Here is a 26,941-nt window from a genome sequence, read left to right as displayed (position 1 = left end):
TAGCTTATAAAAATAATCAATTAAACGCGACGGGGAATAAAATGAAGAAAACACTATTAAAGCTAACGCCAATCGCGTTAGCCGTTACTACGTTAACCGCTTGCTCTCCAGCGAGCGAAACCGCTAAAACAGCGCCAGAGCCGATCAAAGCAGAGCAGCCCGCTGGGCAGTCTGAATCTGAACGCCTCAATGCTTTTTTTGAGCGCACATTTGAAGAAGATCTAAAACGCTCTCCACTATTTCAAAGCTACTTAGGTAAAAAGTGGGATTACGACAAGTGGGATGACATCAGTGACGAAGAGGCTGATGCCCGTATTGCTATCGCGAAAAATCGTTTAGAAAAGCTTGATACCTTCGACACCAGCAAATTGAGTGATCAAGAAAAGTTAAGTTTGCGCCTTTATAAACTTGGTATTGAGCGCGATTTAGCTAACGATGAGTTTAGACACCACCGCTATATTGTGCATCAATTCCGTGCTGCGCACACCCAGGTTCCTAGCTTCCTTATCAATATTCACAGCGTAAAAAGCAAAGAGGACGCTCAGGCATATATTGGGAGATTAGACAACGTTCGTTCTTACTTTGACCAAGTAATTGAACAAATGAAGTTACGTGAAAAAGCAGGCGTATTCCCACCCGCATGGGCTTATGACCAAATGATTGATGCGTCAAAAAATGTAATAACTGGCGCGCCGTTTGATTCAAGCGAAACACCTTCTACTATTTGGGAAGATTTTCAAAACAAGGTTAACAACCTTGATATAACAGAGGCCGAAAAAACCACATTATTAGGTGAGGCGAAAGCTGCACTAGTAACTTCGGTCATGCCATCTTACGAGAAGTTTATCGAAGAGCTCGCCCATCAAAGAGAAGTAACGCCTGAAGGCGACGGTGTGTGGCGCTTACCAAATGGTGATAAGTGGTATCAGAATCGCCTTAACTGGTTTACCACAACGGACCTTACCGCCGAAGAGGTGCATCAAATTGGCTTGGACAATGTTGAGCGCATACACAACGCGATGCGCGAGATTATGGAACAAGTAAAATTTGAAGGCACCCTTCAAGAGTTTTTCGTTTTCATGCGTGAAGATGACCAATTCTATCTGCCTTCAACCGATGAAGGTAGACAGCAATACCTTGATATGGCGAAAACCGCCATAGACGACATGCGAGAAGCTATTCCTGAATACTTCGGCATTCTTCCTGAAGCGCCAATGATTGTTAAACGGGTTGAAGCGTTCCGCGAACAATCTGCGGGCAAGGCGTTTTATCAAAGCCCAGCGCAAGATGGCAGCCGTCCAGGTATTTATTACGCAAACCTTTATGATATGAAAGCTATGCCAACTTATCAGTTAGAGGCGCTTGCGTATCACGAGGGTATCCCTGGTCACCACATGCAGCGCGCTATTGCACAAGAGCTAGAAGGTGTGCCTCAATTCCAGAAGTTCTTGAGCTTCACCGCCTACACCGAAGGCTGGGGTCTGTATACCGAAGAACTCGCGAAAGATATGGGTTTCTATAAAGACCCTTATTCTGATTTCGGACGTTTAGCGATGGAACTATGGCGTGCATGTAGGCTTGTTGTTGATACAGGTATCCACGCTAAAAAATGGACGCGTGAAGAGGCGGTAGATTACCTTGTTGAAAATACGCCGAACCCTGAATACGACGCGCAAAAAGCGATTGAGCGCTACATTGCTATGCCAGGTCAGGCCACGGCCTATATGATTGGTAAACTAAAGATCATGGAACTTAGAGAGCATGCGCAAAAGGAACTTGGCGACAAGTTTGACTGGAAAGGCTTCCATGATGAAGTACTGAAGTACGGCCCTGTTCCACTCTCTATTCTAGAAGAAAATATTAATGCATGGGTCGCCACGCAGAAAGGTGCGTAGAAGCTTCGGCTAATTGCTCCGCCGACTTGCACTAAATTGAAAACGCGTCTTTCGGTTAACGAAATGACGCGTTTTTTATGCCATAGTGAAAATGTTCAGATTTTTTGGATTAATTTATGTTTGGGCGAAATAAATCCGGTAGTAGTCAGGTCTTATCGGATATGAAAGCAAAACACCAAAGATATGAAGCGCTGGTAAAGGCATTTCATGCCGACATCTACCGCTATGCATTTTGGCTTATCAAAGACCAGAGCATTGCCGAAGATGTTGTTCAGGAAACCTTTTTACGTGCTTGGCGCTCATTAGATGCGCTAAACGATGAGAAAGCAGCAAAGTCATGGTTAATTACCATACTGCGCCGTGAGAATGCCCGTCGTTTTGAACGCAAGCAATTTGATACCGTCGATATAGATGACGTTCATATTCAGGATGATACTCAGCAGGCCGATGGCGATCTTCGAGACAGAGAGCTTAGGCGGCTATTAGGGGGATTAAGTGTTGAATATCGTGAACCCTTAATACTTCAATTAATTTTCGGTTTTAGTGGCGAAGAGATCGCCAATCAGTTAGGGCTTAACAAGAACACGGTAATGACTCGCCTTTTCAGGGCGAGGAATCAGCTAAAAGAGGCATTAGAGAAGCAAAATGAACAGAGAGGTCGTGTAAATGGATGAGTTAGAATTTAGGCGTCGAATCTACGCCGATCCAGAAACGACTGACAGTGATGTTGTAGAAGCAGCAAAAGCGGATGAAAGTAAACGCAGTTTCTGGAATGAACAAAAGCAGTTAGATAAGCAATTAAAGCAAGCATTGAAAGTTGATGTACCAGAAGACCTAGCTAGCAAGCTTATTTGGCAACAATCAACGGACGAGTTTAACCGCTATAAACGAAGAAGTCGTTGGTATTTGGCGATGGCTGCGTCAGTTGCCTTCACTGTAGGTATCGGACTTACCATGTGGTACCACCAGCCGCTTAGTATTGGCGGACAAGCACTTGCTCACATGCAGTATGCCGAAATGGAGAGTGCCCACTCGCTGCTTCCTGCAGACTTAGATATGGTTAACGCAAAACTGGCAAGTTTTGGTGGTAGTTTCAGCGAAATGCTAGATGGCGTTGAAGTGATAAACTATTGCCATTTGAGCACTGTAAGAAGTCTTCACCTTATTGTGAATACGCCCCAAGGCAAGATGTCTGTATTCGTAGTACCTGAGCGAGGCGATATCTCAGTACCCAGCGAGTTTGCTGACGGTCAATATCATGGAGAAAGCATTAAGATGAATCATGCGAATGTGATGATTGTTGGCGATAAAAACGCTGATTTAAGCGAAATGAAAAAAGCAGTCTCTGAAAGGATTCAATTTTCAGCCTAACGGAAGACGCCCCCCGTTCCAAAAAAGTGCGTACCTTATGCACTTCCCTTCGTCGGCCCACTGCGGCCGATTTTTTTTGCTAAAATTAAAGATGAAAATATACGCAATAAAACCTATAATTCAGGATTAAAACAACTGTTTTAATCATCAGCAAACATTTCAGCTTATCCGCAGTATAGAGGTAGCAAATTCAATGACCGCTTGGTGTCGTTTTACTAGGGTGAAGTTTTGTCTACTTATTATCATTTTCGTTAGTCATTCTCTTAATGCACAGTTAGACAAAAGCTCTGAAAAATTGAGGCTTAAAAAGTTAGATGCTTATAGTCACCTAGCAGCAACAACTATTTATAACTGGAACAGCCAAACTGATATCGACAATGATCAAATAAAGACTAGAATTGAAAATTTACAAATTCAAGCTGATGAAACTAGTGAGGGTATTATCTTTAGGCACTTACTAGCCACAGGAACAGCTAACGAAACGGAAAGCCCGCGAGTTCCCATTTTCGTCAGGTCACCTTTGCTTGAAAGTCACTGGAATGAGCTGAAATCCCTGAATCCAGACCTGTACGCTGCCGCTAGAGCCTACTACATTTATGCCAGAGCAGTTAACGACTTTAAGGGGTCATCTCAGCGAATCAATGAAACGGTGCCTGCGCTTAGAAGGTTGAAACGGGAAGTTTTGGAAACAGAAAATAAAACGGCAACCGCAATAGCTAGCATATGGCTGGCGATGGAACTCACCTTAGCTAACCCCATTCAGGCCATTAATGAAATAGAATACGCACTTCCCCATTTGCCCGCCCGCTCTTCTAGACTTACTTTAGAAAATGCGTTAGATAACGATACGGCACACGAATGGCTTCGCATTGCTTTTACTGAGCTATCGGTACCAAGTAGAGCCTACTTTCATTCAATGAAAATCGTAGAAGGGAGTAGTCAAAACGACGATGTCGTAACGTGGGCATACTACACTGCGATTGATTCCTTGCTACTTCAGGCTAAATACGAGGAAGCTTTATTCATTTCGGAAAAAGCTATTGAGCTTGTAAAAAAAAGAAATTCAAAAGCTGATGTATTTTTGATTTTTTATCAAAAATTAAGAGTGCTGATAATGGGGTTTCGGGTAACTCATGATAGTCAGATACGCTCTATTTTAAGTGAGATGGACGCTATAGGCGCTTCTCAATTTGACACCGTTCCAGAAGAACTTGTTTACCTCTACCAGTCTTATAAAGCCATTGTTGAAAATAATGAACAGCAACTCTCTTTGGCAGTGAAAAAGTACGAAAACTCCGTACTTAAAAGCGCGTCATCAAGCGAATTTAAGAGCCAATATCTTCTACGTAAAGAGCTTGAACTTACAAGAATTTATGATATCGCTGGCGATTACAAAAAAGCCTACGAGCATTCAAAAGCGTACAACCAACTGCTCTTCGAGAAAAACACAGAGCAATTTCAGTTTTCTTCGTCTAATTTCTCAAATAGTATCGCTAAGGATATTGAGCTAGCCCATTATCGACAGAAAGAAATCAACGCACTTCAAGAAGAAAAAGAAGGGCTATCCACCGATAAAGAGGCAATGAAAACTACCATTTTTATACTCATTGTCACTATTCTTCTCATACTCGCTTTATGGCTGTGGATTTCAAAAAGACAAAGCGATTTACTTGCCGAGCGTGATTCACTTACCGGTGCACTAACCCGTCGAGCCATGTTAAATAGCCTTAAAAAATCCCTTAACGACAATAAGACTTCGTGTATTGCCCTTCTAGACGTTGATAATTTTAAAAAAATTAATGACAGATACGGTCACACCGTGGGTGATGAAGTGTTAACTACATTTACCCAAATTATTCAAAATAGAATTCGCAAGTCAGACAAGCTTTGCAGATATGGCGGTGAAGAGTTTTTGATCTACTTTTCTGACTCCGATCAGCAGTCGGCAAAGCGTATACTTGATGAATTAAACATGACGCTTTCTCGTCAGAAACATTGGCGCCATACCAATGAAAAGTTCTCCGTCAGTTTCTCTTCCGGGCTTCTCAATGTAAACGGCGAAACCAATCTGGATACCATTATAAAGGCGTGTGATGAACTTCTTTATAAAGCCAAAAGAACCGGTCGTGCTCGCGTCGAAGCCTATGCGTTTTAATTTGTCGCCAAACTTTATTTACGTATAGCCGTATAGAAAACAAGCAAGGTCGCCGACTGACATAGAGACTCTATGTCATAGGTGTTAGCATGAAGAAAAAAGCATAGGGAATTTATATGGCTACTGGCACGATAATCTCGTTAGGTTTGTATTTCATTGTAATGTTAGGAATAGGCCTTTTCGCTTATCGGCAAACAGACACCAACGTAGAGGGCTACATGCTTGGCGGCCGCCAATTAGGCCCAGCAGTAACCGCACTTTCAGCAGGTGCATCGGACATGAGTGGTTGGATGCTCATGGGCTTACCTGGCGCTATGTATGTATCAGGCTTATCTGCTGGCTGGATTGCAGTTGGTTTGACACTCGGTGCTCTGGCAAATTATATGTTAGTTGCTCCACGCCTTCGCGTTTACACTGAAGTAGCCAACAACTCCATTACCCTCCCCGACTATTTTGAAAATCGCTTCGCTGATAACTCTCGCCTGTTAAGAGTAATCGCGTCTGTGGTTATCGTTGTCTTCTTTACGCTTTACACCTCTTCTGGTGTGGTAGCTGGCGGAAAGCTCTTTGAGACATCATTTGGATTAACTTATGAGACCGGCTTGTACGTTACCGCTGGTGTCGTTGTAGCCTATACCCTTGTTGGCGGCTTCATGGCAGTGAGCATGACCGACTTCGTTCAAGGGTGCATCATGTTTGTATCTCTCATTATGGTACCTGCCGTTGTTATTAGCGAGTTGGGTGGAATCGGCGCGTCAATTGACGCATTAGATACCATTAATCCGGCGCTTTTCGATGCATTTATGGATGCGTCTACCAATGAAGCACTAAGTGTGATCGGCATTGTTTCACTAATGTCTTGGGGGCTAGGCTACTTTGGTCAGCCTCATATCATTGTGCGTTTTATGGCTATACGTTCTGTGAAAGATATTCCAACAGCGCGCAACATTGGTATGGGCTGGATGATTGTATCGATTATTGGTGCGTTAATGACGGGGCTTTTCGGCCTTGCCTATGTAACAGGTAACGGAAACGAAATCGATCCAGAAACCGTCTTCATCTACTTATCTCAAATTTTATTCCACCCGCTTATCGGTGGCTTCCTGCTCGCTGCGATTTTAGCGGCGATCATGAGTACTATTTCGTCTCAGCTTTTGGTGACTTCAAGTTCACTGACCAGTGACTTTTATCAAGCATTCCTTCGTCGCGATGCGTCAGATGGCGAACTCGTTATTGCAGGTCGCGTGAGTGTAGTGGTTGTCGCACTTGTTGCCATTTATTTAGCTTATGATAGAGACAGCACCATTTTAACGCTTGTAAGTAATGCTTGGGCTGGCTTTGGTGCGGCATTCGGACCGCTTCTTCTATTTAGTCTGTTTAAGCGTGAAATGACACGTCGCGCAGCGCTAGGTGGCATGGTTGTGGGAGCGGTAACAGTGTTACTGTGGATTTATCTTCCAGTTGAAATCGGCGGCCAAAAGCTTGGCGAATGGATGTACGAGATTGTACCTGGGTTTATTTTATCTAGCTTAACCATCATGATTTTAAGTAAATCAGGTTCGCCGAGAGAAGGTGTGGTTGATACATTCGATGCTTTCCAAACCAAACTGAGCGAAAAATAAGCGCTCAACAAAAAAATTAGTTCGCAACAATACTGAGCGATGAACAAATAGCCCTGTTTAGGTTTCTGAACAGGGCTTTTTTCTTTTTATAACCCTTGAAAAAAGTGGCTTATGCTTCAATCGCATGACAGTTTTATTTAATGGAATAAGATAGCTATTTTAAATAGCAAAATCGCATACTACTTTTGAATTTAAATATGTTATCGTTCTATGCAGAAAAATAACCCATATATAACTTTTTTGTATATAACATAAAATTCGGACTTCAAAATGACTGCTAGTATCCCGTCTGTAACGCATTTGAAACAACTCGAAGCCGAGAGTATCCAGATTTTCCGTGAGGTTGCTGCTGAGTTTGAAAACCCAGTTATGCTTTACTCTGTAGGAAAAGACTCTTCTGTTCTGCTTCACCTTGCCCGTAAAGCGTTCGCGCCCGGCAAAATTCCTTTCCCACTATTACACGTAGACACCACGTGGAAGTTTGGTGAAATGATTAAGTTCCGTGACGAACAAGCTAAGAAGCACGGTTTTGATTTGCTTGTTCACATCAATGAAGAAGGTGTTGAAGCTGGCGTTGGCCCATTTAGCCACGGTTCAGCAAAACATACTGACATCATGAAAACTCAAGCACTTAAGCAAGCGCTGAACAAATATAAGTTCGATGCTGCATTTGGTGGAGCTCGACGCGACGAGGAAAAATCACGTGCCAAAGAACGTGTTTACTCATTCCGCGACAGCAACCACCGCTGGGACCCAAAAAACCAGCGCCCAGAGCTTTGGAATATTTATAATTCTCAGGTTAACAAAGGCGAAAGCATTCGTGTATTCCCAATGTCCAACTGGACTGAGCTAGATATCTGGCAATACATCTACCTAGAAAACATCGATATTCCACAACTTTACCTTTCTAAGCCTCGCCCTGTCGTTGAGCGCGACGGCATTCTTATTATGGTTGACGACGACCGTATGCCGCTAGAAGAAGGTGAAGTGCCAGAGATGCGCTCTGTGCGTTTCCGTACTCTTGGCTGTTACCCACTGACCGGTGCGGTAGAGTCAGAAGCAGCAACCCTACCTGAAGTTATTCAAGAAATGCTGCTTACCAAGACGTCTGAACGTCAGGGCCGAGTTATCGACCATGACAGCGCAGGCTCTATGGAGAAGAAGAAAATGGAAGGGTACTTCTAATGGCCACCGACAACGTTGTTTGGCATAAACACGAAGTAAACAAGACCACCCGTTCTGAAAAGCTTGGTCAAACGCCTCGCGTATTTTGGCTAACGGGTTTAAGTGGCTCTGGTAAATCGACTTTAGCCAACCTGCTTGAGAAAAAGCTTCACGAGCAGAACAAGCACACCTATTTGCTTGACGGCGACAACGTGCGCCACGGTCTGTGTGGCGACTTAGGTTTTAGCGATAAAGATCGCGTCGAAAACATTCGCCGCATTAGCGAAGTCGCTAAACTGTTTGTCGATGCCGGTACCATTGTGCTTACCGCTTTTATCTCACCTTTCAAAGCCGACCGCGATTACTGCCGCAGCTTAATGGAAAACGGAGAGTTTGTAGAAGTGTTTGTCGATACACCTCTTGAAGTGTGTGAAAAACGCGACCCGAAAGGGCTATACAAGAAAGCGCGTAGCGGTGAGATTAAGGACTTCACAGGTATTGATTCAGCCTATGAAGCACCTGAAGCGCCGGAAGTACACTTAACCTATCAGGATGAACCTGCAGAGCAAACCGCTGAGCGATTGTATGCTTTGCTTCAAGAAAAGGGATTAGTGTAATGACACAGCCTTTAAATAGTCTTGCACAAAAAGTGCTAGCTATCGCCAAAGAAGCCGGCGATAAGATAATGGCCATTTACGAGAAAGACTTCGCCATTTATGAAAAGCAGGATACCAGCCCGCTAACAGAAGCTGACCTTGCCGCACATAACGTAATCGTTAACGCCCTTGAAGCTGAATCTGACCTGCCAATTCTTTCTGAAGAGTCAGCAGATATTTCATGGGATGAACGCAAAACGTGGTCGTCATACTGGCTGGTAGACCCGCTAGACGGCACCAAAGAGTTTATTAAGAAAAACGGTGAGTTTACGGTAAACATTGCACTTATCGAAAACGGTAAGCCGACCATGGGTGTGGTTTACGCGCCAGCACTTAACAAAAGCTACGTAGGTATTGTTGGTGAAGGTGCATGGACTGAAGTGAATGGCGAATTTACAGCTATTTCTGCGCGCAAGCACGATGGTGCAGAAGTGTGGAAAGTGGTAGGTAGTCGTTCTCACCAAAGCCCAGAAATTCAGAATTTATTGGCACAGCTTAAAGGTGAAACCGAGCTTGTGGCGATGGGTAGTTCACTGAAGCTTTGCTTGGTGGCTGAGGGCGAAGCACATCTTTACCCTCGTTTAGGCCCAACATCTGAATGGGATACGGGAGCAGCACACGCCGTTGCACTAGCAGCAGGCGCAAACGTAACCGTACTTGACCCTGAAAACCCATTAGATGACAACGCTGACGCTCTTACGTACAACCAAAAAGAGTCTGTGTTAAACCCCTTTTTCCTTGTGAGCGCATAACATGAACAATGAAAACGAATTACTAAGACAGGACATTCTGTCTTACCTAGAACAACACGAAAAGAAAGACATGCTACGTTTCCTTACCTGCGGTAGCGTAGACGACGGTAAAAGTACCCTAATTGGTCGCTTACTTCACGATTCTAAAATGATTTATGAAGACCAACTTGCCGCTATCACTAAAGACAGTAAAAAAGTGGGCACTACCGGCGAGAAAGTTGACCTTGCCCTTCTTGTAGACGGTCTTCAGTCTGAGCGTGAGCAAGGGATTACTATCGACGTAGCCTATCGCTACTTCTCTACTGACAAGCGTAAGTTTATTATCGCTGATACTCCGGGGCACGAGCAGTACACTCGTAACATGGTAACCGGTGCGTCAACATGCGACCTTGCTATTATTCTTGTTGATGCTCGCGGCGGCGTTAAAGTACAAACCAAACGTCACTCGTTCCTGGTTTCTCTTCTAGGTATCAAACACGTTATTGTTGCTATCAACAAAATGGACTTGATGGACTATTCAGAAGAAGTGTACAAGCAAATTCAGGAAGACTACCTGAAGTTTGCTGAGCAGCTTGATATTCCTGATATTCAGTTCGTACCTATTTCAGCACTTGAAGGCGACAACGTAGTAGGCAAGAGCGAAAATACCCCTTGGTTTGACGGCACGCCACTTATGGAAATGTTAGAAAACATTGAAATTGGTGAAGACGACAACCTAGAAGATTTCCGCTTCCCTGTACAATACGTTAACCGCCCTAACCTAGATTTCCGAGGCTTTGCGGGTACGGTGGTATCTGGCCAAGTTGCACCAGGTGATGAAGTAACGGCACTTCCTTCTGGTAAGAAATCAAAGGTGAAGCAAGTCGTTACGTTTGAAGGCGACCAAGAGCGCGCTTATGTTCCACAAGCCGTTACGCTAACGCTAGAAGATGAAATTGACATTTCTCGTGGCGACATGATTGTAAAATCAGACAACTTGCCATTGCTTAATACGCAATTCAAAACACACCTTGTGTGGATGTCTGAAGAGCCGCTAATGCCAAACAAGCAATACTTGTTTAAGTTCGCGACTAAATCAACGCCAGGGGTAGTTGCTCATATCGATAATCAAATTGATGTGAACACGTTGGAAGAAACGGATGCCATGCACTTAAATCTTAACGAGATTGGTGTAGTAGACGTTAAGTTTACTCAACCTGTTGCATGCGACCCGTATAAACGCAACCGCCCTACCGGTTCATTCATCGTTATCGATCGCTTGACCAACGGCACTGTTGGTGCTGGTATGATCATTGACGAAATTGCGGGTGACGCACAGCATACATCGCCTAATTTCTCTGAGTTCGAACTTGAATTCAATGCACTAGTACGCAAGCACTTCCCGCATTGGAACTCTGTGGATATCAGTAAACTTTAAGCAGGACTGGAGCAATATGGATGTGACCCAGTTCATCGTACTGGCGGTATTTGCCGGTACGATATGCGCGCTGATCTTTACCAATCAGCGCCCTTCCACTGTATTTTCTGGTGCAGTGTTAGCTTTACTGGTTACCCAGCAGTTATCTCTTGATGACATCTTGCTAAACTTAACAAACAAGGGTCTTATTACCCTTGTTTTGTTGCTTTTGGTAAGCAGTGCAATTGATAAAACAGCGCTAATAAAACGCCTAGGTAGGAAACTAGTAAGTGCTAACTTTACTCAATCCTATTGGCGCTTGTTTTCACTGACATTTTTATCTTCTGCGCTTTTGAACAATACTGCTATTGTGGCAAGCCTTATTGGTCCAATTAAGCAAAACCAATATCATCCTGCCTCTCGATTGCTGATTCCGCTCTCATACGCAGCTATTTTAGGCGGTACGGTCACCTTAATCGGTACGTCTACCAACCTGATTGTAGACAGCTTTTTGCAAGAGCACGGGCATCCAGGCTTTAACTTTTTTGACTTCACACTTTATGGCACCGTAGCGGGTTTAAGCTGTGGTCTACTCATGTTTCTGTTACTTCCTTTGCTACCTCATATTGGCAATAAGAGTAATAACTATCACGAGTATATGGTTGAAGCCGAAGTGGAATCTGGTTCAGAGCTCATAGGCAAAACCGTAGAACAAAACCATTTGCGTAACTTACCAGAACTCTTTTTGGTAGAAGTGGTGCGCAATGGCAACCTGATATCTCCTGTTGGGCCTGACCTAGTCATTTTGGAAAACGACAAGCTGATCTTCTCTGGCAACGTTCAAAAGCTTGATAATCTTAGCCACATAAAGGGGCTAAGCATGTTCGCGGAGTCTGATGGGGTACTCCGTGAGAGCTTAACCGAGGTAGTGGTTGCCAATCGCGCTCAAGTTATTGGGCAAACCATAAAAAAACTTGGCTTTAGGGCCCTGTTTGATGCCGCGGTTGTGGCAATTCGGCGCGATGGAGAGCAGCTTTCAGGCAAGTTGGGAGAAATAAAGCTTCAAGCGGGTGACTTCTTACTTTTAGCTACGGGCCCAGACTTTGCGACTCGTCAAAATTTAAATAAAAACTTTTTTATTTTGTCAGAGCAAAAAATTGCTCGTCCACTAACGAACAAACAAGAATGGATTACCCTTGGCGGCTTCCTTACCACAGTGTTACTAGCCGCGACTAACGTCATTTCATTGGCTATCGGTCTACTATTTTTAGCCGCTGTCCTTATTGGCGTTAGGGTTACGTCAAATGGCGAAATGAAGCGCAATCTCCCGCTAAACTTAATTGTTGTGATAGTTGGTGCATTGAGTTTGGCCACTGCACTAGAAAACTCTGGGGTCATTATGACTACAACCGAAGCGCTAATGCCTCTCTTGGCGGGTACTGATTGGTTTGTAGCGCTCGTGATTATCTACTTATTCACCCTGCTTTTAACTGAGTTTGTAACCAACAATGCGGCTGCGGCATTAATGTTTCCTTTTGCTTACGGGCTAGTGCAAATTATCGGAGCGCCGCTAATGCCATTTGCTTTAGCAGTTGCCTTTGCGGCGAGCGCAAGCTTTATATCGCCATTTGGTTACCAGACTAACCTTTTGGTCTTTAACGCTGCCAACTACAAATTTGCGCACTTTATAAAGATAGGACTACCTATTTCTGTGATGTATAGCACAATAGTGCTAACGCTGCTGAATATAACTTATCTGTAGACTGTTTATGGTTTGCAACCATAGAAAATGAGAGGGAAGCCATGCTTCCCTTTTACCTCTATTTAACTGAGCGTGCGCCATACACTTAACTAGCCTTATTCATTTTCCCTTACAAAAAATGCCTCTTTATCAGAATCTTGTGCTGTACATAATCTATGCTCGCCAGTAACCTGTAAGCCTAAACTTATTCATGTGTAAACGAGCGATAACATATAGTCATTGTTTTACACAGTATCTGAACAACAAATAAAAACTAGAAAGAGGAGCAAGGGATGCACACTGTGACGAATCCTTTCCAAGCGTGTAATGATATCTTTTTCAAACCGAATGGCGTCTTCAAAGCAGTTGGTGAGCATAACAACTGGAGCTGGATGCCATTTATCTTGATCATGGCTATTACGCTAGTATCACAATACCTTTACGTGAATTTCGTCGACATTGAGTGGTTTGCAGAGATGAACATAGCGGCACAAGGTGACATGAGCCCTGCAGAAGAAGAACAAATGAAAGCCTTCTTCACTAGAAATGCATTGCTTTGGTCTTCCATTATTGGCGCCTTTTTTGTTCCTATTATTATAAACGCTGTGTACGCCGTTTACGTGAACTTAATGACACGTTCAGATGACACTCATGTTTACGGTTTTACTGACTGGTACGGTTTTGCGTGGTGGCTTTCAATGCCTTATGTGTTGACTGGTTTGGTTGGCGTTGCTCTGCTGTTGTTTGCTGGCGACCATCAGGTAGCGCCATCAATCTTGTCGCCTGCGTCTCTTGGGTATATTGCGAATATCCCGATGGACTCGCCTTGGTACGCTTTCGGTCAAGCGTTAAGGCTAGAGCTTTTCTGGGGTATCTATCTTGCTACTGTGGGCATCTCGCAATGGACGTCTTTTCCTCTTAAGAAGGCAGCACTAATTGCATGCGCGCCGTATGTGGTTATTTATGGCATTTGGCTGATAGCCTTAGCGCTATTCTAAAACACCTCTGTTCAATAGCCTTTTATCATTTGGCAATTGGCGCTGTTTTCGGTGAAAAACGTGGGCAGCGCAACACACTTAAGTCCACAAGGGTAGCTGAATAGTCGGCTTACTTCCCTCGCGTAGTGGTCTAAAATAGTCGGTATTCTGATAAAACTCTTTATCTTGTTGAGTGTGCCACGAAGGTACACCCAGCAAAGGCAGTGGCTTCAAAAGCGGTGTACTCTCAAAATAATTTAACGCTTTGATACGTGTAATCATGGCATCATCAACTATCGACCGCTGCTGCCATTTATCAAGACGGCTAAAACCGTGAGGCACAGACACCGCTAGCCATTTGCCTGTGAGACCGACAAACGGATTAAGCATCATTTCTAAATTTGCGTGGCCAAAAATAAAGGGGCTTACTTTTGAATGCCACAACGCTCGCTTGTAGACAAAAACTTTCTCCCATTCATGCGCGGCGAGGTCACCTAAGAATGCTTCCAACGCATTAGCTGTACAAGGCAAGGTTCCATTAATTTTGTTTTGCGAATTGGTGCCGTTATCAGAGAATTCACTGTGTGAGCGCGGACTATTTTCTTCAGGTGCTTCGATAGCAAGTACTACTCCGCATTCATCGAAGTGAGTAATGCGATTGCGTCGTGACGTTCTGGGGTTTACACCATGGAGTTTAATGTCATTGATGTGTAGCTCATTTAACAACGATTTTGTTCTTGGAAATTGAAGCCAAATAAGGGCATTAAATAGATCATGCCAGCTTTGCTCTCGAGTAGGCACAACTCCATCTTCGCTGATGATGGTTTCGTAGTAACGCTGATCATCTTCTGAAAACTGGCTTTGCCCTTTAAACAAAGGCCCTTTCCAGGAGCTACAGTAATGCACCGTTAAATTGTTTAGCAAGTCAGGAGTAGGAAAAGCACTTTTACCTAGCAAGCCAACCTCTTCTAAAAGGTCCGTAACTGGTTTACTCGCGTGTTTTAGTAAGTAGTCTTTACAGAAGGGTATTGAGTCTGATTGCATATCAACTATTGGTTCGCTTTGGGGTTTTCTCTATACTGGGTGCGTATTGTAGAGCAAACAGAGACTAACAATGAAAAAAATGTTTTTGCCATTGCTTGTACCTACCCTTCTAGGCGTAAGTGCTTGCACACCTAATAACGACAGCGCGTCACAAGATCAGTCTGCGAAAAAAGAGATGCCTGTGGCGTCTAACTTTGACAGTGTTTACAACAATATTTCAGACGCTGATATTCGCGAGCCATTAAAGGTACTGTCTTCAGATGAGTTTGAAGGTCGTCTACCGACAACTGAAGGCGAAAAGAAAACCATTGATTACCTGGTCAGTGAATTTACTAAAGCGGGACTTAAGCCAGGTAACGACGATAGCTTCCTTCAAAAAGTAGCGCTTATGGAGATCACCGCTGATCCAGATATGACAATGACCATAGGCGACAATACCTTTGCCTACAAAGAGCAAATGGTTGCCTCTTCTAAACGTGAGCAAAGCTCTGTATCTCTTGAAGATTCGGAACTGGTGTTCGTAGGTTATGGTGTAAATGCACCAGAGTATGACTGGAATGACTACGAAGGGTTAGACGTAAAAGGCAAAACGGTCGTCATGCTGATAAACGATCCGGGCTTTGAAAATCCGGAGAGCGGCAAGTTTCAGGGCACAACGATGACCTACTACGGCCGTTGGAGCTACAAATATGAAGAAGCGAGCCGTCAAGGGGCAGCAGGCGCTATTATTGTTCATGAAACTGCACCTGCCTCTTACGGCTGGTCAGTTGTTGCTAACAGCTGGAGTGGTCCGCAGTACGGCTTAGTAAGTGCCGACAAAGGAGCAAGCCGTGTGGCTGTTGAAGGTTGGTTAACGATAGATGCAGCGAAGAAGGTGTTTGCCGATGCCGGCCTTGATTTCGACACAGAGAAAGCAAACGCTATGCAAGGTCCTTACAGCAAAGCAATGGACATCAAAGCAACGGTTACGGTTAACAACACCTTCAAAAAGTCAGAGAGCAACAACGTTATCGCGACTCTGCCGGGCGCAGAATTTCCTGATGAGCATATTATCTACACGGCACATTGGGATCATTTAGGTAAAGATGAGAGCAAAGAAGGCGACCAAATCTATAATGGTGCTCATGATAATGCGACGGGCACTGCGGCCATTTTAGCCATGGCAAAAGCTTACTCTAAACTTACACCTGCACCAAAACGCTCGGTATCATTTTTAGTGGTGACCGCTGAAGAACAAGGATTATTAGGCAGTAAATTCTATGCAAGCAACCCGGTTATTCCTATTGAGAATACCGTTGCAAACATCAACATGGATGCAATGAACGTATTGGGTAAGACCAAGAACGTTGCCGTTGTAGGCATGGGTAAGTCAGAAATGGAAGATTACCTTGAAGCCGCTGCAGCTAAGCAAGGTCGTACACTGACTCAAGAAGACAGACCAGAAGCTGGTTACTATTACCGATCAGATCACTTCAGCTTTGCCAAACAAGGTGTTCCAGCACTCTATGCAGAGGGCGGTAACGAACCAGCAGATGCAGAAACAGCTAAATATAGAAAACGCATGAACGTTATTGTTACGGGCTGCTATCACCAAGTATGCGACCAGTATCGCGATGATTGGGATTTAAGCGGAATTGTGCAAGACACGCAAATGCTGTTTGACGTGGGTGTGGGCGTTGCGAATGCTGACGCTTGGCCTAGGTGGAATGAAGCGAGTGAGTTTCAGCGCAAAAATTAATATCCGAACTGACTTCTAAGCGTTAAAAATGCTTAGTTATGCAGCAATACTAAAAGGGCCTTTTTATAGGCCCTTTCTTATTTTTCCTTCCCAAAGCACTTATCCAAGCGGCTTCGAATCGCTATCTTTTACTATTCAGTAAACACACTCACTATTTAATTGATATGATAATTACGCACTCAAAATAGGATAAAAATGTTAATAAACGGCTGTTTTGGGATAAATGGAATAAGAATTTCCATTTTCTCATCATAATGTACTTGCAATTTCCTGTCAGACTGGCACATTCAGGGCACGCGAATAAGAATAACAACAAACCATCGCCCACTCGTACGCGAGTACCGACAGAAAAAACTTCTATTATTTTTTTCAACAAGTGAACAGAGAGAATCCGTTATATGTGTGGTATTTTCGGTATCCTTGATATCAAAACCGATGTGTCTGAACTCAGAACCCAAGCCCTCGATTTATCAAAACTTTTGCGCCACCGTGGCCCTGACTGGTCGGGTATCTGGAATAATGACAATACCATTCTTTGTCACGAAAGATTGGCGATTGTCGACGTTGATACAGGGGCGCAGCCTCTTATCAGCCAAAACGATAAACAAATTCTTGCCGTAAACGGTGAGATTTATAACCATAAACAACTAGCTGCAGACTTAGCTGAACCATATCCGTTCAAAACCCGTTCTGATTGTGAAGTTATCCTTCCGCTTTTTCAGCAAAAAGGCATCGACTTTATTGATGAACTAGAGGGTATGTTTGCGTTTATTCTTTACGATGAAGAACAAGACGCTTACCTAATTGCCCGTGACCACATTGGCATCATTCCGCTTTACACAGGTTATGATGAACACGGTAACTTCTATGTTTCATCTGAAATGAAAGCGTTAGCAGGCGTATGTAAAACAATTAGTGAGTTTCCTCCTGGCCACTACCTGTGGAGCAAAGAAGGTAAAATCACCAAGTACTACAAACGCGACTGGATGGAATACGACAACGTAAAAGACAACACAAGTGACCTAGACGAACTTCGCGTAGCGTTTGAAAAAGCGGTGAAGTCACACATGATGTCTGATGTACCTTACGCTGTACTTCTTTCAGGTGGCTTAGACTCATCGCTGGTTTCTGCTGTGGCTGCACAGTACGTAGCCAAACGTGTTGAAGATGAAGACAAGACTGACGCGTGGTGGCCTCGTCTGCACAGCTTCGCTGTTGGCCTTGAAGGTGCTCCGGACCTTAAAGCTGCGAAGAAAGTGGCCGACATGATTAGCACCGTACACCATGAAATTCACTTTACCATTCAAGAAGGTTTAGATGCCATCCGTGATGTTATCTATCACTTGGAAACCTACGATACAACAACGATCCGCGCCGCTACTCCGATGTACTTAATGACACGCAAGATTAAAGCGATGGGCATTAAAATGGTGCTATCGGGTGAAGGTTCTGATGAAATTTTTGGTGGTTACCTGTATTTCCATAAAGCGCCAAACGCCAAGGAATTCCATGAAGAAACGGTTCGTAAGCTAGATCGCCTTCACATGTTTGACTGTGCGCGTGCTAACAAGGCCACGTCAGCATGGGGTGTAGAGGCCCGTGTTCCTTTCTTAGATAAGAACTTCATTGACGTAGCCATGCGCTTAAACCCACAAGACAAAATGTGTCTAGATGGAAAAATGGAGAAGTGGATCCTTCGTAAAGCATTTGATAACGGCGAAACCCTTCCAGCAGAAGTATTATGGCGTCAGAAAGAACAATTTGGTGACGGCGTAGGCTATTCGTGGATCGACTCAATTCGCGATTTCGTTGAAAACGAAGTCTCGGACCAGCAACTTGCGACAGCTGAGTTCCGCTTCCCAGTCAACACACCAGACACGAAAGAAGGCTACTACTATCGCACTATCTTTGAGAGCTACTTCCCTCAAGAGAGTGCTGCGCGCTGTGTGCCAGGCGGTAAATCTATTGCGTGTAGTACTGCAGAAGCTCTTGAGTGGGATGAGAGCTTTAAAAACAACGCAGATCCTTCTGGCCGCTCGATGAAAGGCGTCCACGCAGGCGAGTCTTAATAGACAATCGTACAAGCAGATCTAATATTCAAAAAACGCGGCCTACGCCGCGTTTTTTATTGTCTATTTATTCTTTTGATGCTTCTCTTTTTGGTTTATACCATAAAGCAGAATTAGTAAGAGGGGTCTCAATAGGTAATAACGGATTTTCGAGAGTGAAAATTTTACGCTCATTAACCCCCAAAGACGCTAAGATTGGGGCGTAGGTAGATTCAAATAACGCATCAAAAGAGCCATCTTCAATGGCTCGGTTAAGGCCTGTTTCAATAAGATTCGCTAACGTCTTGTTACTTGAACTTACAAAGTAATACATAGCGGTGGGGTAATACAGCGCCATTGAAGGCTCAAGGTAAAGATTGTTACGACGACCTTCCACCTCCAGCTCTGCGTCCACTTCCATAACAGAACGAGGAAAAAAGTCCCCTTTACCTTGTTTAATCATGTCATACGCTTCGCGAAACTCAGGCACAGTAAACACGTTAAACCCGTTGGCTTGAAGAATTTTGGTGTCCGGCCACTCTTCGCCTTGAATCGGTACGAGTTTACGCATATCGGTCAGCGACAGCACATCGTTGAACTTCGCCTTTTTATTTTCGTTAATAACGAAAACACGAAGACCTATAAGCCCTTTTGCGATTGGAATACGAATGGGGGTCAGCTCCTTCTCGCGCTGGCTATCCGTCATGCTCCATACTACGTTAACTTCTCTGTTTTCACGTAGCTGACGCATCGCTTTGCCCGTCAGCAATATACGATCAGAAGGGCGCAGCTCATAATTTACGCCGGTTTTATCTAGCGCAAGTTTAAGCAGAGCAATAGGGTATTGAGCACGGGCATCTGAGTCGTCAATCGGACGCGGATAAGTGATTGTCCAAGTAGCGGCCTCAACCATTGATGCAGCAGTAAAAGAACATAAAGCGACGGCCGCTATTACGGCTTTTTTTAGCAGATTAAAGCTATGCATCTTCTTTATGTCCTTTGTTAATTTGATTACTCAAGCGCAAGACGTGTTTGCCACAAAGGCGACGTATTTCAAACACTTATTCAATACCAATGTATTTGTGTGTTTGTAAAGATAGCCGCCAGTTACGTTCAATACAAGTACGCACTGCAAGTTCTGTGGCTCTCTTTTGCTGGCTAATTGGTTGTAAACAAACCTGTTTTCCGTCTAATGACGATACATTAGCAAGCAGCGCATCAAGCTCGTTTATATGTTTTTGCATTGCGATGGGGTGCTTGATTTCATTCGCTCTTTCAAGCGCACTTACTAAGACGTCATATCCGCCTTTCATGTTTATTTTAGGAGAAACCGTCACATACGTACGCGTGTCACAAAGTACTTCAAAGGTACCGCTGGTCTCTATTTGTGTTGTGTATCCGTTATCGTGTAGTAGGCTCGTCAGAGGACGTAGGTCGTACATACATGGCTCACCGCCAGTAATAACTACATGCTTTGCCACATAGCCTTGTTTCCCAAACTCAGCCAGCAAAGCCTCCTCACTGGAGATGAAATAGGTTTCAGACTCTTCGCCTTTTGTGATCACAGCTTGTGGCGACACACTCAAGTCAGGCTTAATTTCCCATGTGTGTTTAGTATCGCACCATGGGCAGCCCACAGGACAGCCTTGTAAACGAACAAAGATAGAAGGTATACCAGTGTGAGCACCTTCACCCTGGATAGTTTCAAACATCTCATTGATGTTTAATGTGGACATTACAGACAATTTGACACCCTTTAACGATTGTATGTTGGGATTTTACCAAGGATCACATAAAATTCGGGCATAATTTCTTAAATCTTCGAAAAACTATGTCAGAAAACGTTGTTGTTATCTATTCAGGAGGCATGGACTCCTTCACAGTGCTGCATAAAGCACTAAAAGCAGGCAAAAAAGTTCATGCACTGAGCTTTAACTACGGACAACGCCACAAGAAAGAGCTCGATTACGCCGCGAATGTATGCAAATCCCTTAATGTCCCACACAAAATTGTTGATATTAGCGCTATAAATACGCTTATCGGTGGCTCAGCCCTCACGTCAGATATCGACGTACCAGAAGGCCACTATGAAGAGCCAAGCATGAAGCAAACCGTAGTACCAAATCGCAATATGATATTGCTCTCACTTGCCGTTGGCTACGCAGTAAGCTTAGAGGCTAACGAAGTTTATTATGGCGCTCACTCTGGCGATCACGCCATTTATCCAGATTGCCGCCCTGAATTCGTGCATAAAATGAATGATGTATGCGGGATTGCTAACTATACTCCCGTTACTATTATGACGCCTTATATTGACGACAGCAAAACGGCTATTTTAACGGACGGCTTGTCAATGGGACTGGATTATGGACAGACCTGGACCTGTTACAACGGCAGGGAAAAAGCGTGTGGAAAATGCGGAGCGTGCGAAGAACGCCTAGAGGCATTTAAAGAAAACGATGCAATCGATCCTTTAGAGTACGAATAAGCGTTGCGCTAACCCGCACACGTTGTCCGATAAAAAAACACCCCTTGTTTCACGCGCTTTTATGCGCGTTCAGACAAGAGGTGTTTTCATATCGCTTGCGTTGATAAATCTACTTCTGACTTTCAGAAATAAAATAGCTTAACTCTTTAATACAGTGACGTAAGACCGGATTTAACCGTGTGTTTTTGCCATTCATAACAAACAACTCGTGACTGAAGTTAAATAAACTCCCCTGCGCAATTGGAACAAGTCCTAGCGCCGCCCCTTGCTCTTTTGCCATATAATCTGGCAACAAACCTATGTATTCACCGGTCATTATCGCCGACATTGCTGCGTCAAATGAATCAGAGAAGGTCTGGATAGATAGCCTGGTTTCATCTTCGATATAGTTAGCTGACGATAAGCCTGAAATTCCGATAGCAGGATAGTCACCAATTTTAACGCCTTCTGGTAACTCAGTATCGCGATACTTCGCCAAAGGGTGAGTTGGCGCACAGTACAATCGTCCTTCCGTCTTAATCCCGACGGGGTGGAAAGTTACTGATTCAGGCTTAACCATATCGTAGGTTGAAACAACAAGATGGCATTCGCCAGATAGCGCGACATGCTCAACCTCGTTATAAAGACGTGTTTGAATATTCACATGAATATCGTCAAACTTCTTCATCGTACTCTTAACCGCTTTACTCACGGCTAAATGCATTGAAAGCGGAAGGCCCGCCATTAACACTAGCGTGATATGGCCGGAGTAGTCATCGTGCAGCGATTTCAGGTTGAACACAAAGTTGTCGAAGGCATTGAAGATGCGCTTGGTTTCTTGAAAAACCACCTCGCCTTCTTTTGTCATTTGAAAGCCACCACGGCCACGGTGGCATAGTACCAAGTCTAAACGCTCTTCTAGCTTTTTAATTGCGGCACTGATATTAGGGCGTTGCATACGCAACACAGGTTCTGCCGCAGTAAATCCGTTGCAGCTCGCTACCGCGTAAAACACTCGCAGTAACTTGATATCTGACTCCTGAAGACGATTAAGCATATTAGCACCTGTTTATAGGTATAGTTATCGATACTCAAGCTAGAACTATATGTAACTAATTGTGCTATTACAACGATATTTTATGGCTTTTCGTCTCATTATGTGATGAAAATTACAAATTTGTGCTAGCCAGGTCGGCATTAAGTCCAGAATATCTATAGGAATATAAAGGCCATAAAAGAAGAAATGCGCTTAAGCTCAGTAAGAGTTATTTAGTTTAATACTAAAGCATGCATACTAGGGCCTGTTGACCTTTGCAATACATCATAGATCAACAGGCCTAGATAAACTCTCGACACATTGCAGCGAAAAAAGAGTGTCGTTATCTTTCGATAAGTGTGGACTAGGACAGTGTAACTACCTGCTTTCTCAGCGCTTCTATGTCGTCACGCAATGACGCTGCTTTTTCGAATTCAAGTTCTCGAGCATATTCGAACATCTGCTTTTCAAGCTCGGTAATTTGATCCATCAGCTCAGTGGCACTGGCTGTTTTCTGCTGTTTTTTCTTCTCTTCAACTTTGCGCAGTCTGACTTTACCTGACGCAGGGTGTGCAGAGTCGCCTAAGTCCATAATATCGGTAATAGGCTTGTTAAGTCGCATCGGCGTAATACCGTTTGCCTCATTATGCGCCATTTGCTTCTCACGACGGCGCTCGGTCTCGTCCATCGCTTTTTTCATCGACTTGGTAATACTGTCAGCGTACAAAATAGCTTTACCATTCACGTGACGCGCGGCTCTACCAATGGTCTGAATTAATGAACGCTCAGCGCGCAAAAAGCCTTCTTTGTCGGCATCTAAAATCGCCACCAGCGACACTTCCGGCATGTCTAAACCTTCACGTAAAAGGTTAATACCTACCAACACGTCGAATTTACCCAGTCGCAAGTCTCGGATTATTTCAATTCGCTCTACCGTATCGATATCCGAATGCAGATAACGAACTTTAACGCCGTGCTCATTTAAATACTCGCTTAAATCTTCAGCCATACGCTTGGTTAATGTAGTAATAAGCACACGTTCGTCAAGCTCTACCCGTTTTTGTATTTCAGACAGGACATCATCAACCTGAGTGGCTACAGGACGTACTTCAATAACAGGGTCTAGCAGACCCGTTGGACGCACAACCTGCTCTACTATCTCACCGTCAGTTTTCTTTAATTCATAATCGCCTGGCGTCGCAGAAACATAGATGGTTTGGGGGCAAATCTGTTCAAATTCTTCAAACTTAAGCGGACGATTGTCCAACGCCGACGGCAGCCTGAAACCAAATTCCACCAAGGTCTCTTTTCTAGAGCGATCCCCGCGATACATTGCTCCTACTTGAGAAACAGTTACGTGAGACTCATCAATAAACATTAGGCCATCTGCTGGAAAATAGTCCAATAAGGTTGGAGGTGGTTCGCCCGGTGCTCTTCCTGAAAGATAGCGAGAGTAATTCTCGATCCCAGAACAATAGCCAAGCTCCATCATCATTTCGATATCGAACTGGGTGCGCTGTGAAATACGCTGCTCTTCAATCAGCTTATTCGCCTCTTGAAGTTGCTTTTTGCGATCGCCAAGTTCTTCCTTGATATGCTCAATAGCATTGAGGATTTTCTCTCGAGGGGTTACATAGTGCGTTTTAGGAAAAACCGTTGCTCGAATAACTGACTTATCGACAGCCCCGGTTAGCGGGTCGAACAGACTAATTTTATCTATTTCATCGTCAAAAAGCTCGACCCTTACGGCTTGCTTTTCAGAGTCCGCAGGGAAAATATCTATAACATCGCCACGCACACGGAACGTACCCCTTTCAAACGCTAAATCGTTACGCTTGTACTGCAGTTCTGCAAGGCGACGTAAAATGTCACGTTGGTCCATGGTGTCGCCCTGGCGAAGGTGCAATAGCATCTTCATGTAGGATTCAGGGTCACCCAAACCATAAATAGCCGACACACTCGCTACAATGACTACGTCTCTGCGCTCCATCAACGCTTTAGTGGCGGACAGTCGCATTTGTTCAATATGATCATTGATTGACGCGTCTTTCTCAATAAAGGTATCTGTACTTGGAACGTAGGCTTCTGGCTGATAATAATCGTAATATGAAACGAAGTACTCTACGGCGTTATTGGGGAAGAATTCTTTCATCTCACCGTAAAGCTGAGCCGCTAATGTTTTGTTGTGTGCAAGAATAAGCGTTGGCCTCTGCACTTCTTTAATGACATTAGCCATGGTAAAGGTTTTACCCGACCCCGTAACACCAAGCAGTGTTTGGCCGGCCAAGCCACTTTCTAGGCCATCCACCAAAGCTTCTATTGCTTTTGGCTGGTCGCCTGCTGGCTTGTATTTAGAATGAAGCTCAAACCCTCTACTCATTTACTTAACCTTTTCTTTAGCTTACTGCTTAACATCTTGCTTGCGGTCAAACTACTCAACATTAAAAACGCACAGCCTTAAATAGCCGCTCTGGTATTAGCTGTGCTCAGACGTTTCTTTATCTAATTCAAACTGAGTAATCGCACGTTTGAAAACAACAAATGAAACACACGCCATTGCAATATTGGCAATGACCGTTCCTGCAAATAACCCTTTCAGTTCAAATAGAAAACTACCCACAATGCTGATAGGTACGAAGAAAACAAATAAGCGGATGACACTTAACGTTAATGCCGTCATTGGACGATGCATGGCATTCAACGATGAGTTAGTCAGAATGATAATGCCTTGCATGCCATAACCCAGCGGCACAATCATCAGAAACAGCTGTATTAGTACGCTTACCTCTGCTTCATTAGCAAAGGCGACGGCTATCCAGCTAGACAGCGCCCACATGACAAGAAAAATGGCGAACTGCCAAACCAGAACAAATTTCAATGTAAGCGAATATGCCGTTTTTACCCGTTCTACTTGGCCTGCCCCAACGTTTTGACTGATAAATGGAGGCAGTGTCATGGAAAGTGCTAGCACAACAATACTTGCAATAGACTCCATTCTATTTCCCACTCCCCACGCTGCAACCGCTTCAGCACCGTAACCAGCAACTACAGCTGTCATCACGCCACCGGCAACAGGGGTAAGCATATTTGCCCCCGCCGCAGGTAGTCCTATTTTGAGAATTTCACGGCTGCTATCACGCAGCTCGGCAAGTGACAGCAGTCGAGGCAACATCAACTTTCGACGAACGGCTAAAATATAAAGAATCCATAATGCACCAACTATCCACGCTATAAAGGTAGCGAGTGCCGCGCCTTTTATTCCCATTGCCGGAATGGGCCCAAGGCCGAAAATGAAAATTGGATCAAGCAACGCGTTTAATCCCCCGCCTGCCGCCATAACAATACTGGGTGTGCGGGTATCGCCACACGCTCGCAGCACACTATTGCCCACCATCGGCATGGCAAGAAAGACGCTCGACAAGTACCATAGCCCCATATAGTCAGATATATACGGCATGAGATTGTCTGTTGCATTAAGCAACGTAAACACAGGCTCTATGGTGAAAAAGCCAATTGCAGCTAATGCACCCACGAGCAAAAAGGACATCATTAATGAACCCGTCGCATAATGTTGAGACTTAGTTATTTCTTTACTGCCTTGTAACTTGCCTATAATTGCAGAGGTACCAATACCTAAACCTATGTTTAGGCTTATTACGGTAAAAGTAACGGGAAAGGTAAAACTAATAGCGGCTAAAGGGTCGGTGCCCAACAAGCTCACAAAAAAGGTATCGATAAGTCCAAAGCTCATCATCATTACCATTCCCAGTATCATGGGAATAGTCATACGCTTTAACGTAGTACCTATATCTCCTTCCAATAAGTCGGAAGTACGTTGTTTAGCGTTACTTTTTATCACTTGAGCTCCGGCAAACTAAAATCCCCTCATCAATTGCGCGTTAGTGTAAAAGAGTGAACACTATTTAGCTATGCGTATTCGACAAACAAAACAAAGCATAAGAGGGTTGTATGAAAAGCGATGTTTTTGACAAAAGTACGTGCGATGAACCATTTCGCTGGCTACGCCACAAAATTCCTAGTTTTTTTATAAAAATAAATCAAAACACGTGCGTATGTGTTCATTACAGTTTAATTTCTATCCTGTTTCACTTTTAATATGCAGGCAAAACGTCTCGGGCGCATCTAGCTATCTAAATAGAGCGTTTAAAAGACACACAAAAATGTTAACAAAATGTAAGACATTGAGAATTAAGATGGATTTCATTGAATAGCATTTAGGCATTCGTTGAATTAACACACAAGCTACTTTTTGTTCAACCGATCTATTCCGATCGAGAAACAAGATCAAAAAAAACACCCTAACCCTCTGTATTAAAAAGCTTATCCACTCAATAACGCCATAACCTGATTAGATCAATACGCACGCGATCTCGTAAATAACAACAGCGATTATAAGCTATCAACATAGTTATCCACAGATTTAGTGGATAACTAACGCCAGACCATATTCGGCGGGATTTCGTGCTCGATTAATTTCTCAGCACGTAAGTGGTGACTAACCTTTTAATCCTCAGGTACAGGTTACAGATTTATTAAACCCTGTACATAATACCAGTATGAAAGCGTTTTTTTATTCTATTTAGTTATACCCTTTAACTTTAGTGAGATATATAAGAAAACGAGATGGGTAAAACTATCAATGACTAAAACAACCTCTTGTTCATAAGCAATGAGGGAATAATGTGCAGTTATTAACCATCATTTTCTCTGCATTGACGACAAAATGAACATAAAAGCCGTAAAAAGCTATTTTTTGCGCAGTCAGCACAAATATTTCATTTATGTTGTTGACAGTTCCTAAGTACGTCTTTAATATTCGCCTCCGTTGAAGCACAGGTCCCCCTTAGCTCAGTTGGTT

The 26,941-nt window shown here is 43.8% G+C and carries 20 protein-coding genes and 1 tRNA gene (1 of these 21 only partly in view); 15 read left to right on the top strand and 6 right to left on the bottom strand.

Going from position 1 to position 26,941, the window contains the following annotated elements:
* Positions 1-41 precede the first annotated feature (41 nt).
* From ACX5KA_RS00810 to ACX5KA_RS00760, 11 genes are all read left to right on the top strand, one after another.
* Entirely contained in the window at positions 42-1,895 is a 1,854-nt protein-coding gene (locus ACX5KA_RS00810; RefSeq protein WP_014997786.1) for a DUF885 domain-containing protein, read from the top strand.
* Positions 1,896-2,011: 116 nt separating this feature from the next.
* A complete protein-coding gene (locus tag ACX5KA_RS00805) occupies positions 2,012-2,569 on the top strand; it encodes a sigma-70 family RNA polymerase sigma factor (RefSeq protein ID WP_458730217.1) in 558 nt (185 codons plus the stop codon).
* On the top strand, positions 2,562-3,266 hold the full coding sequence (locus tag ACX5KA_RS00800) for a DUF3379 family protein (RefSeq protein ID WP_458730216.1): 705 nt from the start codon (positions 2,562-2,564) through the stop codon (positions 3,264-3,266). Before ACX5KA_RS00805 ends, ACX5KA_RS00800 begins: the two co-directional genes overlap by 8 nt.
* A 193-nt stretch (positions 3,267-3,459) precedes the next feature.
* Positions 3,460-5,421, top strand: coding sequence for a GGDEF domain-containing protein (locus tag ACX5KA_RS00795; RefSeq protein ID WP_458730215.1), 1,962 nt, complete (start codon positions 3,460-3,462; stop codon positions 5,419-5,421).
* 116 nt (positions 5,422-5,537) lie between these two features.
* Positions 5,538-7,043, top strand: coding sequence for a sodium/proline symporter PutP (gene putP, locus ACX5KA_RS00790; RefSeq protein ID WP_458730214.1), 1,506 nt, complete (start codon positions 5,538-5,540; stop codon positions 7,041-7,043).
* Positions 7,044-7,313: 270 nt separating this feature from the next.
* Positions 7,314-8,228 (top strand): sulfate adenylyltransferase subunit CysD, encoded by a 915-nt coding sequence (gene cysD / locus ACX5KA_RS00785; RefSeq protein ID WP_014976001.1) that lies wholly within the window; start codon positions 7,314-7,316, stop codon positions 8,226-8,228.
* Complete coding sequence (gene cysC / locus ACX5KA_RS00780; RefSeq protein ID WP_039216718.1) at positions 8,228-8,824, top strand: adenylyl-sulfate kinase; 597 nt, start codon at positions 8,228-8,230, stop codon at positions 8,822-8,824. The genes cysD and cysC overlap by 1 nt, the downstream gene beginning before the upstream one ends.
* On the top strand, positions 8,824-9,615 hold the full coding sequence (gene cysQ / locus ACX5KA_RS00775) for a 3'(2'),5'-bisphosphate nucleotidase CysQ (protein ID WP_239301453.1): 792 nt from the start codon (positions 8,824-8,826) through the stop codon (positions 9,613-9,615). Before cysC ends, cysQ begins: the two co-directional genes overlap by 1 nt.
* Before the next feature lies 1 nt (position 9,616).
* Positions 9,617-11,032 (top strand): sulfate adenylyltransferase subunit CysN, encoded by a 1,416-nt coding sequence (gene cysN, locus ACX5KA_RS00770; protein ID WP_039216715.1) that lies wholly within the window; start codon positions 9,617-9,619, stop codon positions 11,030-11,032.
* Positions 11,033-11,048: 16 nt separating this feature from the next.
* Positions 11,049-12,773 (top strand): SLC13 family permease, encoded by a 1,725-nt coding sequence (locus tag ACX5KA_RS00765; protein ID WP_039216714.1) that lies wholly within the window; start codon positions 11,049-11,051, stop codon positions 12,771-12,773.
* 272 nt (positions 12,774-13,045) lie between these two features.
* On the top strand, positions 13,046-13,750 hold the full coding sequence (locus tag ACX5KA_RS00760) for a YIP1 family protein (protein ID WP_039216713.1): 705 nt from the start codon (positions 13,046-13,048) through the stop codon (positions 13,748-13,750).
* Between the two features lie 78 nt (positions 13,751-13,828).
* Here the strand turns inward: ACX5KA_RS00760 and ACX5KA_RS00755 are convergent, their stop codons facing one another.
* Positions 13,829-14,773 (bottom strand): DUF3025 domain-containing protein, encoded by a 945-nt coding sequence (locus tag ACX5KA_RS00755; RefSeq protein ID WP_039216712.1) that lies wholly within the window; start codon positions 14,771-14,773, stop codon positions 13,829-13,831.
* Between the two features lie 70 nt (positions 14,774-14,843).
* On the opposite strand from ACX5KA_RS00755, the gene ACX5KA_RS00750 reads away from it, so the two are divergent.
* Positions 14,844-16,511 carry a M28 family metallopeptidase gene (locus tag ACX5KA_RS00750; RefSeq protein ID WP_458730213.1) on the top strand — a complete coding sequence of 556 codons (1,668 nt, stop codon included), beginning with the start codon at positions 14,844-14,846 and terminating at the stop codon, positions 16,509-16,511.
* A 398-nt stretch (positions 16,512-16,909) separates the two neighbouring features.
* Entirely contained in the window at positions 16,910-18,580 is a 1,671-nt protein-coding gene (asnB, locus tag ACX5KA_RS00745) for an asparagine synthase B (RefSeq protein WP_458730212.1), read from the top strand.
* 67 nt (positions 18,581-18,647) lie between these two features.
* Here the strand turns inward: asnB and ACX5KA_RS00740 are convergent, their stop codons facing one another.
* Entirely contained in the window at positions 18,648-19,544 is an 897-nt protein-coding gene (locus ACX5KA_RS00740; protein WP_458730211.1) for a type 2 periplasmic-binding domain-containing protein, read from the bottom strand.
* Between the two features lie 76 nt (positions 19,545-19,620).
* Positions 19,621-20,295: a 7-carboxy-7-deazaguanine synthase QueE gene (gene queE / locus ACX5KA_RS00735; RefSeq protein ID WP_039216704.1), complete on the bottom strand. Its 675-nt coding sequence runs from the start codon at positions 20,293-20,295 to the stop codon at positions 19,621-19,623.
* Between the two features lie 95 nt (positions 20,296-20,390).
* Here queE and queC point away from each other — a divergent pair, with 95 nt between their 5' ends.
* Positions 20,391-21,047 (top strand): 7-cyano-7-deazaguanine synthase QueC, encoded by a 657-nt coding sequence (queC, locus tag ACX5KA_RS00730; RefSeq protein WP_039216703.1) that lies wholly within the window; start codon positions 20,391-20,393, stop codon positions 21,045-21,047.
* Positions 21,048-21,156: 109 nt separating this feature from the next.
* On the opposite strand, the gene ACX5KA_RS00725 is transcribed toward queC, so the two are convergent.
* The 3 genes from ACX5KA_RS00725 to ACX5KA_RS00715 form a co-directional block, all read right to left on the bottom strand.
* On the bottom strand, positions 21,157-22,083 hold the full coding sequence (locus ACX5KA_RS00725; RefSeq protein ID WP_458730210.1) for a LysR family transcriptional regulator: 927 nt from the start codon (positions 22,081-22,083) through the stop codon (positions 21,157-21,159).
* Between the two features lie 343 nt (positions 22,084-22,426).
* Positions 22,427-24,442 (bottom strand): excinuclease ABC subunit UvrB, encoded by a 2,016-nt coding sequence (gene uvrB, locus ACX5KA_RS00720; RefSeq protein ID WP_014948785.1) that lies wholly within the window; start codon positions 24,440-24,442, stop codon positions 22,427-22,429.
* Positions 24,443-24,538: 96 nt separating this feature from the next.
* A complete protein-coding gene (locus ACX5KA_RS00715) occupies positions 24,539-25,921 on the bottom strand; it encodes an MATE family efflux transporter (RefSeq protein ID WP_458730209.1) in 1,383 nt (460 codons plus the stop codon).
* A gap of 999 nt (positions 25,922-26,920) precedes the next feature.
* Here ACX5KA_RS00715 and ACX5KA_RS00710 point away from each other — a divergent pair.
* Positions 26,921-26,941: transfer RNA gene (locus ACX5KA_RS00710), tRNA-OTHER, on the top strand (it continues 56 nt past the right edge of the window).

Source organism: Alteromonas alvinellae (genome assembly GCF_902705805.1).
The sequence above is the reverse complement of the archived record's forward strand: the minus strand, read 5'-3'. Positions and strand labels throughout refer to the sequence as shown.